General features: G+C 54.9%; 10 protein-coding genes. 5 read left to right on the top strand and 5 right to left on the bottom strand.

Annotated elements, in window-relative coordinates; translation table 11 throughout:
* Nucleotides 1-4 precede the first annotated feature (4 nt).
* From SK51_RS00465 to aroP, 3 genes are all read right to left on the bottom strand, one after another.
* A complete protein-coding gene (locus tag SK51_RS00465; RefSeq protein WP_023305445.1) occupies nt 5-955 on the bottom strand; it encodes a glycoside hydrolase family 43 protein in 951 nt (316 codons plus the stop codon).
* A gap of 10 nt (nt 956-965) precedes the next feature.
* Nucleotides 966-2,363 (bottom strand): glycoside-pentoside-hexuronide (GPH):cation symporter, encoded by a 1,398-nt coding sequence (locus SK51_RS00460; RefSeq protein WP_022647062.1) that lies wholly within the window; start codon nt 2,361-2,363, stop codon nt 966-968.
* Between the two features lie 164 nt (nt 2,364-2,527).
* Entirely contained in the window at nt 2,528-3,898 is a 1,371-nt protein-coding gene (gene aroP / locus SK51_RS00455) for an aromatic amino acid transporter AroP (protein ID WP_023299335.1), read from the bottom strand.
* Nucleotides 3,899-4,435: 537 nt separating this feature from the next.
* Here aroP and pdhR point away from each other — a divergent pair.
* The 4 genes from pdhR (at nt 4,436) to lpdA (ending at nt 11,497) form a co-directional block, all read left to right on the top strand.
* Nucleotides 4,436-5,200 carry a pyruvate dehydrogenase complex transcriptional repressor PdhR gene (pdhR, locus tag SK51_RS00445; RefSeq protein WP_006173806.1) on the top strand — a complete coding sequence of 255 codons (765 nt, stop codon included), beginning with the start codon at nt 4,436-4,438 and terminating at the stop codon, nt 5,198-5,200.
* A 123-nt stretch (nt 5,201-5,323) separates the two neighbouring features.
* Entirely contained in the window at nt 5,324-7,987 is a 2,664-nt protein-coding gene (gene aceE / locus SK51_RS00440; protein WP_022647064.1) for a pyruvate dehydrogenase (acetyl-transferring), homodimeric type, read from the top strand.
* 14 nt (nt 7,988-8,001) lie between these two features.
* Nucleotides 8,002-9,897: a pyruvate dehydrogenase complex dihydrolipoyllysine-residue acetyltransferase gene (gene aceF, locus SK51_RS00435; RefSeq protein WP_023299336.1), complete on the top strand. Its 1,896-nt coding sequence runs from the start codon at nt 8,002-8,004 to the stop codon at nt 9,895-9,897.
* Nucleotides 9,898-10,072: 175 nt separating this feature from the next.
* Nucleotides 10,073-11,497: a dihydrolipoyl dehydrogenase gene (lpdA, locus tag SK51_RS00430; RefSeq protein WP_003856313.1), complete on the top strand. Its 1,425-nt coding sequence runs from the start codon at nt 10,073-10,075 to the stop codon at nt 11,495-11,497.
* 52 nt (nt 11,498-11,549) lie between these two features.
* Here lpdA and SK51_RS00425 read toward each other — a convergent pair whose 3' ends face one another.
* Together SK51_RS00425 and SK51_RS00420 are read right to left on the bottom strand one after the other, a co-directional pair.
* A complete protein-coding gene (locus SK51_RS00425) occupies nt 11,550-12,341 on the bottom strand; it encodes a DUF2950 family protein (protein WP_023305446.1) in 792 nt (263 codons plus the stop codon).
* A gap of 10 nt (nt 12,342-12,351) precedes the next feature.
* Complete coding sequence (locus tag SK51_RS00420; RefSeq protein WP_023305447.1) at nt 12,352-13,869, bottom strand: DUF3300 domain-containing protein; 1,518 nt, start codon at nt 13,867-13,869, stop codon at nt 12,352-12,354.
* A 387-nt stretch (nt 13,870-14,256) separates the two neighbouring features.
* On the opposite strand from SK51_RS00420, the gene acnB reads away from it, so the two are divergent.
* A complete protein-coding gene (acnB, locus tag SK51_RS00415) occupies nt 14,257-16,854 on the top strand; it encodes a bifunctional aconitate hydratase 2/2-methylisocitrate dehydratase (RefSeq protein WP_023305448.1) in 2,598 nt (865 codons plus the stop codon).
* Nucleotides 16,855-16,942: the final 88 nt, after the last annotated feature.

Below are 16,942 nucleotides of genomic sequence, written 5' to 3'. Positions count from 1 at the left end.
GCCGTTACAGCGTATCCGCAGGCGGGATGCCGAAATCAGGCATCCCGTTGTCGTCCCAGCGGACGAGCTTCAGGCGAGTGTGGCGATTCGGATCGTAAAGCGGATCGCCTTCAATTTCAGTGTAGTTTCGCGCGTGGTAGACCAGCACATCGTCGCCTTCCGGCGTCTGCGTAAAGCTGTTATGGCCTGGTCCATACTGACGGTTTTCGTAGCTGGTGACGAACACCGGGCGCGGGGATTTATGCCAGTTAGCCGGGTTTTGCGGATCGGCATCTACGTCTATCCACAGTAATCCCATGCAGTAATTCTCGTCGGTGGCGCTGGCGGAATAGCTGATAAATAGCTTATCACCATGGAACAGCACCGCCGGGCCTTCGTTGACCCAGAATCCGCGGCACTCCCAGTCATATTCCGGTTTACTGAGCATCACCGGCTCGCCTTTCAGCGTCCACGGATTTTCCGTTTCACACAGGTAAAGATTGGAGTTACCGGAAATGTCCGGGGCTTTTTGCGCCCACAGATACCAGCGTTTGCCCTGATGCACAAAGGTAGTGGCATCCAGCGCGAAGGTGTCAAACGGGGTTTTGATTTGCCCTTTTTCCACCCACGTACCGGTGAGCGGATCGCGATCTGCGCATTCAATGGCGAACATGCGATGCTGGAACATCCCGAGTTCGTCGAGCGCCTGGGTATGTGTGGCGGCAAAGTAGATGTACCACTTGCCGTCGATATGATGCAGTTCCGGTGCCCAGATCAGCTGGCTCATCGGGCCGGTGTCGGGCTTGCGCCAGACAACTACCTCTTCGGCATTGCCTAAATCTTCCAGCGAGTCCGCGCGGCGGATCGCCAGCCGGTCATACTCCGGCACGGAGGCGATAAAGTAATATTGTCCTTCGTGGCGCAGGATATACGGGTCGGCGCGTTGTTCAATAAACGGGTTTGGCCAGGTTTGCATTCGGCTTTCCTTATTTAGTCTCAGCGGCTTTAAATTCCTGATAGTCGCTCAGTTCACGATAGTTGGTGCGACGCTTCTCCAGATCGGACTGGATTTGCTTCATGGTCTCACGGTCCACTTTCAGCAGACGTACAACGCCCGCGGTAATTAAATATCCAATGCCAGGAATGACGGTAAAGAGCAGCACAATGCCGTTGATGGCATCCGCGCTCTGCGCTTTTGCGCCCGCGTCATAACCGTACCAGGAGAGCAGGAAGCCAACCATCGCCCCGGCAATCGCCAGACCCAGCTTCAGGAAGAAGATGTTGCCGGAGAAGCTGATCCCGGTGATACGTTTCCCGGTTTTCCATTCACCGTAGTCGTCCACGTCGGCCATCAGTGACCAGTGCAGAGGGGATGGGATCTGGTGCAGGATATTCAGCAGGACGTAAAGCACAACAATGGTTGTCGTCGCTTTCGGGTCGAAGAAGTAGAAGGCGCAGGAGAAAATCGCCAGCGCGATGTTGGTCCAGAAGAAGACCTTCAGCTTGCACCAGCGGTCGGTCAGCACTTTCGCCAGCATACTACCGAACATCATGCCGACAACGCCCAGGCTGATAAACAGCGTGGCGAAATGGGTGCTTTGCCCCATTACCCAGGTGACGTAATACATGGTGGCCGCCATGCGGATAAAGCCCGGGCAGACGTTGCAGAGCGTCAGAAGCAGAATGCGCACCCACTGGTCATTCTTCCACACATCCTTCAGGTCGTTTTTCAGTTCGTCATGGGTTTGTACCGCCGGGCGAACGCGCTCGCGCACCGTGGCGAAGCAGAACAGGAACATGCAGGTACCAATCAGCGCCAGCACGGTCATCGCCATCTGGTAGCCTTTGGCTTTGTTATCCCCACCGAACCAGTCGGCCATTGGCAGGAGCGTAAGCGACAGCAGCAGCGTGGCGATACCGACCATAACAAAACGATAGGACTGGCAGGCAACGCGCTCTTTCGGGTCGTTGGTGATCACGCCACCGAGCGAGCAGTACGGAATGTTGATGGCGGTATAGGTCAGCGACAGCAGGAAGTAGGTGACAAATGCATAGATAACTTTGCTGTTATAGCTCCACTCTGGGGTGGTGAACATCAGGATGCTGAACAGCGCATAGGGGAAGGCAATCCACAGTAGCCATGGACGAAATCGGCCATATTTGCTGCGGGTACGGTCGGCAATCGCGCCCATGATTGGGTCCGTTACGGCGTCAATCACGCGAACGGACAGCAGCAGTACCCCAACCAGCGCAGGCGCCAGACCAAAAATATCCGTATAAAAATAGTTAACAAATAACATGATGGCGCCAAAGATAATGTTGCATCCGGCGTCACCCATGCCATAGCCGATCTTTTCTTTTACTGACAGTTTGTTGTTATCCATCGACAGATCTCCGGGTTTCGGTATGGAGAGAATTATTCGCTGGCAAACGGATATATGCGTTGCAATATAAGGGCGGTGATATGGAGGATTTTGCTGTTGGCGTGAATTTGTGAGGAAGGTAACAAGACGCTGTACCCGCAACCGCGGGTACAGCGAGAAAACACTTAGTGCGCTTTCACCGTTTTGGCGTTTTTCTGTTTCACCATATAGCCCACGCCGAGGATCGCAATCCACACCGGGATGAGGTAGACGGAAATCGCCATGCCTGGCGTGATGAGCATGATGACCAGCACGGCCGCCATGAACAGCAGGCAAACCCAGTTCCCCAGCGGATAGAGCAGGGCAGGGAAGCGCGTGGTTACGCCCTGCTGCTGCTTGGCGCGGCGGAACTTGATGTGCGCGAGGCTAATCATCGCCCAGTTGATCACCAGCGCGGAAACCACCAACGCCATCAGCAGGCCGAAGGCCGATTCCGGTGCCAGGTAGTTAATCAGAACGCAAAGCGCCGTCACGACCGCCGACACGATAATGGTGTTAACCGGTACGCCACGTTTATCAACGGTAAGCAGCGCTTTCGGTGCGTTGCCCTGTTGCGCCAGGCCGAACAGCATACGGCTGTTGCAGTAAACGCAGCTGTTATAAACAGAGAGCGCGGCGGTCAGCACTACGACGTTAAGCGCGTTCGCCACGAAGGTGTCGCCCAGCTCGTGGAAGATCAGCACAAACGGGCTGGTATCCGCCGTGACGCGTGTCCATGGCAGCAGGGAGAGCAGGACCGCCAGGGAGCCCACGTAGAAGATCAGAATACGGTAGATAACCTGATTTGTGGCTTTCGGGATGCTCTGCTCCGGGTTGTCGGCTTCCGCGGCGGTGATGCCCACCAGCTCCAGACCGCCGAAGGAGAACATAATGATCGCCATCATCATTACCAGGCCGGTCATGCCGTGCGGCAGGAACCCGCCCTGTTCCCAGAGGTTGCGTACGGTTGCCTGCGGGCCACCGTTGCCGCTGAAGAGCAACCAGCCGCCAAAAATGATCATCGCTACAACGGCAATTACTTTGATAATGGCGAACCAGAACTCCATTTCCCCAAACACTTTCACGTTGGTCAGGTTAATGGCGTTGATCAGCACGAAGAAGACTGCCGCAGACGCCCAGGTGGGGATCTCCGGGTACCAGAATTGAATGTATTTACCGACGGCGGTGAGTTCCGCCATAGCAACCAGCACGTAAAGAACCCAGTAGTTCCATCCGGAGGCGAAGCCCGCAAAGCTGCCCCAGTATTTGTAGGCAAAGTGGCTAAAAGAGCCTGCAACCGGCTCCTCAACGACCATTTCCCCTAACTGGCGCATAATCAAAAACGCAATGAAACCTGCAATCGCGTAACCCAGAATGATGCCCGGACCGGCCGACTGGATAACGGACGCACTGCCCAGAAACAGGCCAGTACCAATAGCACCGCCCAGGGCGATGAGCTGAATATGGCGGTTTTTAAGGCCGCGCTTTAGCTGATCGCCATGCTGTTGAGCTTCCATTTGAAACCTCGTGTGTGGTTGTTATGTTCACGCTGTGCGTGTGTAATTATGAAAGTCCATATTCTGTATTTATTTCTTTACGGTTAACGATACCGAAAAAAGCGGAGATGGCTTCCGTTAGCGCCAGAATAGTGGTAAGTGCCAGCGAATGCACCTGCTTTATGAAGGGCTGATGACGACTTGAATAAAAAGAAACCAATTGTAAATCGGTACGTTAACCCCTCATACCCCAACCTATAGAATAGAAATGCGTCATAAGTGGGCGAATTTTCATATTTTGCCTTGTTGAATCGCTTCAGATTGCAAAATCCCTCGTTTAAATATGGTTAAAACTGCCCCTTTGGGAGTAACCATTTCATTTGTGCAAAGTTACATTCCTGAAACGTTAGTTCTGTAAGGTTGTTAAAATGTGCCGGGTTTCCTGATTTCAATCAAAACCAATATGGACAGAAGGTGAATACTTTGTTACTTTAGCGATACGAACATGAAATTGGTAAGACCAATTGACTCCGGGCAAAAAGGCGTAAGACAGGGAATATGGCCTACAGCAAAATTCGCCAACCAAAACTTTCCGATGTGATTGAGCAGCAGCTGGAGTTTTTGATTCTCGAAGGGACACTGCGCCCGGGCGAGAAACTCCCGCCAGAACGCGAGCTGGCAAAACAGTTCGACGTTTCACGCCCCTCTCTGCGTGAGGCGATTCAACGTCTCGAAGCAAAGGGCCTGTTGCTCCGTCGTCAGGGTGGCGGAACCTTTGTGCAAAACAGCCTGTGGCAGAGCTTCAGCGACCCGCTGGTAGAACTTCTCTCTGACCACCCAGAATCCCAGTTTGATCTGCTTGAGACCCGTCACGCGCTGGAAGGTATCGCGGCCTATTACGCCGCCCTTCGCAGCACTGATGAAGACCGCGTACGTATTCGCGAGCTGCATCAGGCCATTGAACGGGCACAGCAGTCCGGCGACTTAGACGCCGAATCCAGCGCCGTTGTCCAGTATCAAATTGCCGTCACCGAAGCAGCGCACAACGTGGTGCTCCTCCATCTGCTACGCTGCATGGAGCCCATGCTGGCCCAGAACGTTCGTCAGAATTTTGAATTGTTGTATGCCCGTCGGGAGATGCTCCCGCTGGTAAGTAACCATCGCACCCGAGTATTCGAGGCGATAATGGCCGGGGAACCGGAGCAGGCGCGTGAAGCGTCGCACCGCCATCTGGCTTTCATTGAGGAAATCTTGCTGGACCGCAGCCGTGAACAATCGCGTCGCGAGCGTTCATTGCGCCGCATACAGCAACGAAAGGATTAAGCGCCAGGTACTTTTAGAGCGCGGCAACTAAACGCAGAACCTGTCTTATTGTGTTCTTAACCGAGAGCACAATGGGACAGGTTCCAGACAAATCAACGTATTAGATAGATAAGGAATACCCCCATGTCAGAACGTCTCCAAAATGACGTGGATCCGATCGAAACTCGCGACTGGCTACAGGCGATCGAATCGGTCATCCGTGAAGAAGGTGTTGAGCGTGCTCAGTATCTGATTGATCAGCTGCTTTCAGAAGCGCGCAAAGGCGGCGTGAAAGTGGCTTCAGGTGCAGGGGCTAGCAACTACGTAAACACGATTGCCGTCGAAGACGAACCGGAATACCCGGGCAATCTGGATCTGGAACGCCGTATCCGTTCTGCTATCCGCTGGAACGCTATCATGACCGTTCTGCGCGCATCCAAGAAAGATCTGGAACTGGGTGGCCACATGGCGTCCTTCCAGTCCTCTGCGACCGTTTACGAAGTGTGCTTCAACCACTTCTTCCGTGCAGCCAACGAGAAAGACGGCGGCGATCTGGTGTACTTCCAGGGCCACATCTCTCCGGGCATCTATGCACGTGCCTTCCTGGAAGGTCGTCTGACTGAAGAGCAGATGAACAACTTCCGTCAGGAAGTTCACGGTAAGGGTCTGTCTTCTTATCCGCACCCTAAACTGATGCCTGAGTTCTGGCAGTTCCCGACCGTATCTATGGGTCTGGGTCCAATTGGTGCAATCTATCAGGCTAAATTCCTGAAGTACCTGGAACACCGTGGTCTGAAAGACACCTCTGAGCAGACCGTTTACGCCTTCCTGGGCGACGGTGAAATGGATGAGCCAGAATCTAAAGGCGCGATCACCATCGCGACCCGTGAGAAGCTGGACAACCTGTGCTTCATCATCAACTGTAACCTGCAACGTCTGGATGGTCCGGTAACCGGTAACGGCAAGATCATTAACGAACTGGAAGGCATCTTCGCGGGTGCAGGCTGGAACGTGATCAAAGTCATGTGGGGCGGTCGTTGGGATGAGCTGCTGCGTAAAGACACCAGCGGTAAACTGATCCAGCTGATGAACGAAACCGTTGACGGCGACTACCAGACCTTCAAATCCAAAGACGGTGCCTACGTTCGTGAGCACTTCTTCGGCAAATATCCTGAAACCGCAGCCCTGGTTGCAGACTGGACTGACGAGCAGATCTGGGCGCTGAACCGCGGTGGTCACGATCCGAAGAAAGTTTACGCTGCACTGAAAAAAGCGCAGGAAACCAAAGGTAAAGCGACTGTGATCCTGGCCCACACCATCAAAGGTTACGGCATGGGTGATACCGCAGAAGGTAAAAACATCGCTCACCAGGTTAAGAAAATGAACATGGACGGCGTGCGTTATATCCGCGACCGTTTCAACGTTCCAGTTACCGATGAGCAGGTAGAAAACCTGTCTTACATTACCTTCCCGGAAGGGTCTGAAGAGCATAAATACCTGCACGAACGTCGTCAGGCACTGAAAGGCTACCTGCCTGCTCGTCAGCCTAACTTCACCGAGAAGCTGGAACTGCCAGCCCTGGAAGACTTCTCTCAGCTGCTGGAAGAGCAGAACAAAGAGATCTCTACCACTATCGCTTTCGTTCGTGCCCTGAACGTGATGCTGAAGAACAAGTCAATCAAAGATCGTCTGGTTCCAATCATCGCCGACGAAGCGCGTACTTTCGGTATGGAAGGTCTGTTCCGTCAGATCGGTATCTACAGCCCGAACGGCCAGCAGTACACCCCGCAGGACCGTGAGCAGGTTGCATACTACAAAGAAGACGAGAAAGGTCAGATCCTTCAGGAAGGTATCAACGAACTGGGTGCAGGCGCATCCTGGCTGGCTGCTGCGACCTCTTACAGCACCAACAACCTGCCGATGATCCCGTTCTACATCTACTACTCCATGTTCGGGTTCCAGCGTATCGGTGATCTGTGCTGGCAGGCAGGCGACCAGCAGGCTCGCGGCTTCCTGATCGGTGGTACTTCTGGTCGTACGACCCTGAACGGTGAAGGTCTGCAGCACGAAGATGGTCACAGCCACATTCAGTCTCTGACTATCCCTAACTGTATCTCTTACGACCCGTCTTACGCGTACGAAGTGGCAGTCATCATGCATGACGGTCTGCAGCGCATGTACGGTGAAGCGCAAGAGAACGTTTACTACTACATCACCACCCTGAACGAAAACTACCACATGCCGGCAATGCCAGCAGGTGCCGAGGAAGGTATCCGTAAAGGTATCTACAAACTCGAAACCATCGAAGGTAGCAAAGGTAAAGTTCAGCTGCTGGGCTCCGGTTCTATCCTGCGTCACGTTCGTGAAGCAGCGCAGATCCTGGCGAAAGACTACGGTGTGGGTTCCGATGTGTACTCTGTGACCTCCTTCACTGAACTGGCGCGTGATGGCCAGGATTGTGAGCGCTGGAACATGCTGCACCCAATGGAAACCCCACGCGTTCCGTACATCGCTCAGGTGATGAACGACGCGCCAGCGGTGGCGTCTACTGACTATATGAAACTGTTCGCTGAGCAGGTTCGTACTTACGTTCCAGCTGATGATTATCGCGTACTGGGTACTGACGGCTTCGGTCGTTCTGACAGCCGCGAAAACCTGCGTCACCACTTCGAAGTTGATGCTTCCTACGTGGTAGTAGCAGCACTGGGCGAACTGGCTAAACGTGGCGAAATCGATAAGAAAGTGGTTGCGGACGCAATCACCAAATTCAACATCGATGCAGATAAAGTTAACCCGCGTCTGGCGTAAGAGGTAAAAGAATAATGGCTATCGAAATCAATGTACCGGACATCGGGGCTGATGAAGTTGAAATCACCGAGATCCTGGTCAAAGTAGGCGACAAAGTTGAAGCTGAACAGTCGCTGATCACCGTAGAAGGCGACAAAGCCTCTATGGAAGTCCCGTCTCCTCAGGCTGGCATCGTTAAAGAGATCAAAGTCTCTGTTGGCGATAAAACCGAGACTGGCAAACTGATCATGATTTTCGATTCCGCCGACGGTGCAGCAGCTGCTGCACCTGCGCAGGAAGAGAAGAAAGAAGCCGCTCCTGCTGCTGCTCCAGCAGCGGCCGCGGCAGCGAAAGAAGTAAATGTGCCTGACATCGGCGGTGACGAAGTTGAAGTTACCGAAATCCTGGTGAAAGTGGGCGACACCGTTGCGGCTGAGCAGTCACTGATCACCGTAGAAGGCGACAAAGCCTCTATGGAAGTGCCAGCACCGTTCGCCGGTACCGTTAAAGAGATCAAGATCAACACTGGCGACAAAGTGTCTACCGGCTCGCTGATCATGGTCTTCGAAGTGGCGGGTGCAGCACCTGCCGCTGCGCCTGCTCAGGCTGCTGCTCCGGCTCCGGCCGCTGCGCCAGCGGCTGCTGGCGGCGCGAAAGACGTTAACGTACCGGACATCGGCGGTGACGAAGTTGAAGTGACCGAAGTGATGGTGAAAGTGGGCGACAAAGTTGCCGCTGAACAGTCACTGATCACCGTTGAAGGCGACAAAGCTTCCATGGAAGTGCCTGCGCCGTTCGCCGGTACCGTTAAAGAGATCAAAATCAACACCGGCGACAAAGTGTCTACCGGCTCTCTGATCATGGTCTTCGAAGTGGAAGGCGCAGCGCCTGCCGCCGCTCCGGCTGCCGCGGCTGCTCCGGCACCTGCTGCTGCACCGGCTCAGGCTGCTAAACCTGCTGCTGCCCCTGCTGCTAAAGCAGAAAAATCTGAGTTCGCTGAAAACGACGCTTACGTCCACGCGACTCCGCTGATTCGTCGCCTGGCGCGCGAATTCGGTGTGAACCTGGCGAAAGTGAAGGGCACCGGCCGTAAAGGTCGTATCCTGCGCGAAGACGTTCAGGCTTACGTGAAAGACGCGGTGAAACGCGCCGAAGCTGCACCTGCGGCAGCCGCTGGCGGCGGTATCCCGGGCATGCTGCCATGGCCGAAAGTGGACTTCAGTAAGTTCGGTGAAATCGAAGAAGTGGAGCTGGGCCGTATCCAGAAAATCTCTGGTGCTAACCTGAGCCGTAACTGGGTGATGATCCCGCACGTTACGCACTTCGATAAGACCGATATCACCGATCTGGAAGCGTTCCGTAAACAGCAGAACGCCGAAGCTGAGAAGCGTAAGCTGGACGTGAAGTTCACCCCAGTGGTCTTTATCATGAAGGCCGTTGCCGCTGCCCTTGAGCAGATGCCACGCTTCAATAGCTCCCTGTCTGAAGACGGCCAGAAGCTGACGCTGAAGAAATACATCAACATCGGTGTTGCGGTTGATACGCCAAATGGTCTGGTGGTTCCGGTCTTCAAAGACGTGAACAAGAAGAGCATTACCGAGCTGTCCCGTGAACTGACCACCATCTCCAAAAAAGCGCGTGATGGTAAGCTGACTGCCGGCGAAATGCAGGGCGGCTGCTTCACTATCTCCAGCATCGGCGGCCTGGGTACCACCCACTTCGCGCCGATTGTAAACGCGCCGGAAGTGGCTATCCTCGGTGTGTCCAAGTCCGCGATGGAGCCGGTGTGGAATGGCAAAGAGTTCGTGCCGCGTCTGATGATGCCAATCTCTCTGTCCTTCGACCACCGCGTAATCGACGGGGCTGATGGTGCGCGTTTCATCACCATCATCAACAACACCCTGAGCGACATTCGCCGCCTGGTGATGTAATCGAAAAGCCGGCCAGTCGGCCGGCTTTTTTCTGATAATCTCATGGGGTTTTTGAGGTTATTGGTGAAAGCGATAATTCGTGAGCCGTTTGTTGTTTCAAAATTGTTAACAATTTTGTAAAATACGGGCGGATAGAACGACCCGGTGGACGACGGGTATACATTAAGAGGTCATGATGAGCACAGAAATCAAAACTCAGGTCGTAGTACTTGGGGCAGGCCCGGCAGGTTACTCCGCAGCATTTCGCGCCGCGGATTTAGGTCTGGAAACCGTCATCGTAGAACGTTACAGCACCCTCGGCGGTGTTTGTCTGAACGTCGGCTGTATCCCTTCTAAAGCGCTGCTGCACGTAGCGAAAGTTATCGAAGAAGCCAAAGCGCTGGCTGAACACGGTATCGTCTTCGGCGAGCCGAAAACCGATATCGACAAAATTCGTACCTGGAAAGAGAAAGTTATCACTCAGCTGACCGGAGGTCTGGCGGGTATGGCCAAAGGCCGTAAAGTGAAAGTGGTAAACGGTCTGGGTAAATTCACCGGTGCGAACACCCTGGAAGTGGAAGGCGAAAACGGCAAAACCGTGATCAACTTCGACAACGCGATCATCGCGGCAGGCTCTCGCCCAATCGAACTGCCATTCATTCCACATGAAGATCCACGCGTGTGGGATTCCACCGATGCGCTGGAGCTGAAAACCGTTCCTAAGCGTCTGCTGGTTATGGGCGGCGGTATCATCGGTCTGGAAATGGGTACTGTGTACCATGCGCTGGGTTCAGAGATCGACGTGGTTGAAATGTTCGACCAGGTAATCCCGGCAGCCGACAAAGATATCGTTAAAGTCTTCACCAAACGCATCAGCAAGAAATTCAACCTGATGCTGGAAACCAAAGTGACTGCCGTTGAAGCGAAAGAAGACGGTATTTACGTTTCCATGGAAGGCAAAAAAGCCCCATCCGAACCACAGCGTTACGACGCCGTGCTGGTGGCTATCGGCCGTGTGCCGAACGGTAAAAATCTCGACGCGGGCAAAGCTGGCGTGGAAGTGGACGACCGTGGCTTCATCCGCGTTGACAAACAGCTGCGTACCAACGTGCCGCACATCTTTGCTATCGGCGATATCGTCGGTCAGCCAATGCTGGCGCACAAAGGTGTTCACGAAGGTCATGTTGCCGCTGAAGTTATCGCCGGCATGAAGCATTACTTCGATCCGAAAGTGATCCCATCTATCGCGTATACCGAGCCAGAAGTTGCATGGGTTGGTCTGACTGAGAAAGAAGCGAAAGAGAAAGGCATCAGCTACGAAACTGCCACCTTCCCGTGGGCTGCTTCTGGCCGTGCTATCGCGTCCGACTGCGCAGACGGTATGACCAAACTGATCTTCGACAAAGAAACTCACCGCGTCATCGGTGGTGCGATTGTCGGTACCAACGGCGGCGAGCTGCTGGGTGAAATCGGTCTGGCTATCGAAATGGGCTGCGACGCAGAAGACATCGCGCTGACCATCCACGCACACCCGACTCTGCATGAGTCCGTGGGCCTGGCGGCAGAAGTGTTTGAAGGTAGCATTACTGACCTGCCAAACGCGAAAGCGAAGAAGAAATAAGTTTCTTCAGATGAAAAAAGCGGCCTCAGGCCGCTTTTTTTATGCGCTGCGTTCAGGGTGTGACAGGCTGCCAGGTCTTATCCGGCTGGTATTCACTAAGAGCCTGCGCTTTCTGCGCCGAATCGTTGCCGAGATCTGCCTGATAAACCGCGTCATCCTGGTTAATTACAAAGCTCATTACCCCCGTCTGACCGTAGTTCACCGGCCAGGCGACCATGGCAAAGCCATTTTTATCCGGCATGATGCGGAATCGGTAACCATGGTAACCCGCCCCCGACTGTGGAGGACTGAACGCCGGACCCAGTGGGCTGGGCGTTTCACCGGGAGCGCCGGGCCAGTACAGTCCATCCTTTTTACCTTTAGAACTGACTATCTTCTGCGCGTACTTTTGGTTCATCGCAAAATAGCTCTGCTGGGCATCAACATAGGCGTGAAGCGCTTCGATGGCTGCGAGTTCGTTGCGCCCGATTTCGCGGGTCAGGATCTCTTCTGCGGCTTCCTGCATATCAAACTGCCAGCCAGATGCCGTTTTGACCACCGGGATCGGTAGCTGCCAGCCGTTATCGCCCACCACCAGGTGCGCCACGTTGCCACTGATGACGGTTTTATGATGAACGTTCCAGTCGCGCAGGAAGCGATCGACCGCATCAGGATCAACGCCTTCTGGCGGCAGGAAATCGCGCCAGTTTTCACCGAGCAAATTGTTCATCGCACTTTCGTTTTGCTCGCTGATGGCGCTTGCCAGCGCACTGGTCGCCTGTTCTGGCGAACTGAACGATTGCTGTGCCATGACGGCCGCCGAGACCATGAACAACACCATTCCACTGAGTAATTGACGTTTCATGTCGGCTCCCTTAACGATGACGGAATTCATGGCGTTCAGCGCGTTCACCAGTGAGCTGGCGCGGCTGATGTTGACGAGTAGCGAGCTGCCGGCTTTGCGCCCCGCGCTGCTGCTGGGCTTGCCAGTTCGCGGAGCGGCTGTCGTTGCCGCTCAGGGCATTGGCCCGATGCAGCCTGGCTGGCTGCTGTACCGTCTGTGAAACCCGCTTCTCCTGTCTGTGCATGTCAGTCTGATGATGTACACGCTGCGGCGTGCTCGTCCGTTTTACGGCCTGCGGCCTGGTGTCATATCCACGATAGTTATTTCGCTGCGAGATCTGCTTCAACTGTTGCGTTGAGGCCAGACGTTGTGCGTCTCGCGTGGCTGTATGTACTGAGTGTGGGAGGGTTTTACCCGTTGATTTTTCCATCTGGCTGAGAGCGGCCTGGCGCTGGCTGTCGCGATTGACTGGTTTTTGCTGCGTCGCGCTTAGCCCGGTGGCTGTCTGTGTAGAGTGGAAGCGGTTAGCCAGCTGGTTATTCGGGTAAGGCACGCCTTCACGATAGGCAGGATTGTGCTGCCAGGTGTGGTTATTACCGTTCAGGTGCTGCCCGCTGATTCTGTTGAAATTATCCACGTTGATATTGATGTTGTTATCACCGTTGCGGTTATAACCGCCGTGGTTGTCCCAGTCATCATCGTGATGATGGTGATCCCAGTCGTCATCATCCCAGTCAATATTGCTGAAAATGGCGTAGGTTGTAGCGACCCCGAGGCTAAAACCTAATCCTTTAACCAGACTGTCCGTGAATTGCTCGCCGGGTGAGGGCGGAAGATAGACCGGCGGGTAAGCGGTGTTAGGCCAGCTACCATAAACCGTATTCGGATTATACGTGGGAACATACACCACCTGCGGATCGGCGGATTCAATCTTGATCACCGTTGGGCTGGTAGGCGTTGCGGTTGTCGTGGTTTTTGTCGATGCAGGTTTCGTGACGGTGGTGACCGTCTGCTGCGGTGTGGATTGTAGCGCACCCGTTTGTTGGGCCAGCAGGCGCAGCCGCTGTACGGAATCCATCACATCTTTCGGCTGTGCAAGGAAGGCGTCTCCCAGATTTTGTACCCATGGCGGATTTTCGCCCATCAACGACATCAGCTGAGGAAACGCAACCAGGGATTTTACGCTGGGATCCCACGGCTGGGTGGCTACCGCCTGCAGGGCGGCATCACCCTGCATTTTAGGATTGTCTTTCGACCACTGCGCGGCCTGAATAACATTTGACGGGTAGGTCGACGCCATCAAGATTTGCGACAGCAGGGCATCCGGGTAAAGCGCGACAGGGGCAACCCATTGGTCGATTTGCGCCGCAGTGTAGACCGGGGCAGCGACGGGCGCAGGCTGGGCTACCGGTGCGCCAGGTTGTTGTGTAACCGGAGCAGGCGTAGCAGGTTCCGTTGCGCGGCTTTTAACGTACATGACACCCGAGGCGGCAAACAGCCCCGCACTGCAAAGCAGAACAAGAAGATGTGGCTTAAAAGGCAACTTCATAGATTGACTCCAACGAGACGAGTGCAGTGCCGTGAGGCGTTGCTGTTGCCGCGAGTATCATTCACTCGTGTTTTACAGTTTTGACTATTGTTGGGAAACCAACCGTAGCGTCCGGATAAAGAGTGTGAGTATTTATTACACAATTATATCGGATAGCTGAAAAGGCGACGGGAAAGAGGACAAGATTCGCCTCGTCTCCCCGCTACACCATGCTTAACGATTCAGCAAATAATTTAATGTTGCTTTTTTGTAAACAGATTAACACTGTGCAGAAATCCTGCTATGCTGCCCGACGCGGTATCGGGCATTTACCCTACAAACTGCTGTCTCACAGGAGCGTGAAGAGAACGCCCGCCGCATATGACAATGAGAGCGAGGAGAACCGTCGTGCTAGAAGAATACCGTAAGCACGTAGCAGAACGTGCCGCCGAGGGAATTGTACCCAAACCTTTAGATGCAACCCAAATGGCCGCGCTCGTCGAGCTGCTGAAGAACCCGCCTGAGGGCGAAGAAGAATTCCTGTTAGATCTGCTGATCAACCGCGTACCGCCTGGCGTAGATGAAGCTGCCTACGTAAAAGCCGGATTCCTTGCTGCTATCGCCAAAGGCGAAGCCACCTCCCCACTGGTTACTCCTGAAAAAGCCATTGAACTGCTCGGCACCATGCAGGGCGGCTATAACATTCATCCGCTGATTGACGCGCTGGACAACGAAAAGCTGGCACCGATTGCTGCCAAAGCGCTCTCTTCAACGCTGCTGATGTTCGATAACTTCTACGATGTAGAAGAAAAAGCCAAAGCAGGCAACGTTTACGCGAAGCAGGTGATGCAGTCCTGGGCCGATGCCGAATGGTTCCTGAACCGCCCTGCGCTTGCTGAAAAAATTACCGTGACCGTCTTTAAGGTTACCGGTGAAACCAACACCGATGACCTCTCTCCGGCTCCGGACGCGTGGTCTCGTCCTGATATCCCCCTGCACGCCCTGGCGATGCTGAAAAACGCCCGTGAAGGCATCGAGCCGGATCAGCCGGGTAGCGTTGGCCCGATTAAACAGATCGAAGCGCTTCAGGAGAAAGGTTTCCCGCTGGCCTACGTCGGTGATGTGGTTGGTACCGGTTCTTCCCGTAAATCCGCCACCAACTCCGTGCTGTGGTTCATGGGCGACGACATTCCGCACGTGCCGAACAAGCGCGGCGGCGGCCTGTGCCTCGGCGGCAAAATTGCGCCAATCTTCTTCAACACCATGGAAGATGCGGGCGCTCTGCCAATTGAAGTGGACGTGAGCAACCTGAACATGGGCGACGTGATTGACGTTTACCCGTATAAAGGCGAAGTGCGCAACCACGAAACCAACGAACTGTTGGCAAGCTTCGAGCTGAAAACCGACGTGCTGATCGACGAAGTGCGTGCCGGTGGCCGTATTCCGCTGATCATTGGCCGTGGCCTGACCACCAAAGCGCGTGAAGCGCTGGGTCTGCCGCACAGTGACGTGTTCCGTCAGGCGAAAGACGTGGCGGAAAGCAATCGCGGCTTCTCGCTGGCACAGAAAATGGTCGGTCGCGCCTGCGGCATCGCTGGTATCCGTCCTGGCGCGTACTGCGAGCCGAAAATGACCTCCGTGGGCTCTCAGGACACCACCGGTCCAATGACCCGTGATGAACTGAAAGACCTTGCGTGCCTGGGCTTCTCGTCTGACCTGGTGATGCAGTCCTTCTGCCACACTGCGGCATATCCGAAGCCGGTTGACGTCACTACGCACCACACGCTGCCTGACTTCATTATGAACCGTGGCGGTGTCTCCCTGCGTCCGGGCGACGGCGTTATCCACTCCTGGCTGAACCGCATGCTGCTGCCGGATACCGTGGGTACCGGCGGTGACTCCCATACCCGTTTCCCGATTGGTATCTCCTTCCCTGCGGGCTCCGGTCTGGTGGCGTTTGCCGCAGCGACCGGCGTGATGCCTCTCGACATGCCTGAATCCGTGCTGGTGCGCTTCAAAGGCAAAATGCAGCCGGGCATCACTCTGCGCGATCTGGTGCACGCAATCCCGCTGTATGCCATCAAACAGGGTCTGCTGACCGTTGAGAAGAAGGGCAAGAAAAACATCTTCTCTGGCCGCATTCTGGAAATTGAAGGTCTGCCGGATCTGAAAGTTGAGCAGGCGTTCGAGCTGACCGATGCCTCTGCCGAGCGTTCTGCGGCGGGCTGTACCATCAAGCTGAACAAAGAGCCGATTATTGAGTATCTGACCTCCAACATCGTGCTGCTCAAGTGGATGATTGCGGAAGGCTACGGCGACCGCCGTACGCTGGAGCGTCGTATTCAGGGCATGGAAAAATGGCTGGCGGATCCGCAGCTGCTGGAAGCTGACGCTGACGCAGAGTACGCGGCGGTGATCGACATCGATCTGGCGGATATCAAAGAGCCAATCCTGTGTGCGCCAAACGATCCGGACGATGCGCGTCTGCTCTCTGACGTACAGGGCGATAAGATCGACGAAGTGTTCATCGGCTCCTGTATGACCAACATCGGCCACTTCCGTGCTGCCGGTAAGCTGCTGGATACTCACAAAGGCCAGCTGCCGACCCGTCTGTGGGTGGCGCCGCCAACCCGTATGGATGCGGCGCAGCTGACCGAAGAGGGCTACTACAGCGTGTTCGGTAAGAGCGGGGCGCGTATTGAAATTCCGGGCTGCTCCCTGTGCATGGGCAACCAGGCGCGCGTGGCCGACGGTGCGACAGTGGTTTCCACCTCCACCCGTAACTTCCCGAACCGTTTGGGTACCGGGGCGAACGTCTACCTGGCTTCTGCGGAGCTGGCAGCGGTAGCGGCGCTGATTGGCAAACTGCCAACGCCGGAAGAGTACCAGACCTTTGTGGCTCAGGTAGATAAGACGGCGGTGGATACCTATCGCTATCTGAACTTCGACCAGCTCTCTCAGTACACCGAGAAGGCTGACGGGGTGATCTTCCAGACCGCGGTATAAAAAACCAACTCCTCACCCCTAACCCCTCTCCCCAAGGGGCGAGGGGATTTTATTCCCTCTCCCTTTGGGAGAGGGCCAGGGTGAGGGG

This window comes from Enterobacter sp. MGH85 (assembly GCF_001037655.1).
In the GTDB taxonomy this organism is placed as follows: Bacteria; Pseudomonadota; Gammaproteobacteria; order Enterobacterales; family Enterobacteriaceae; genus Enterobacter; species Enterobacter intestinihominis.
The sequence above is the reverse complement of the archived record's forward strand: the minus strand, read 5'-3'. Positions and strand labels throughout refer to the sequence as shown.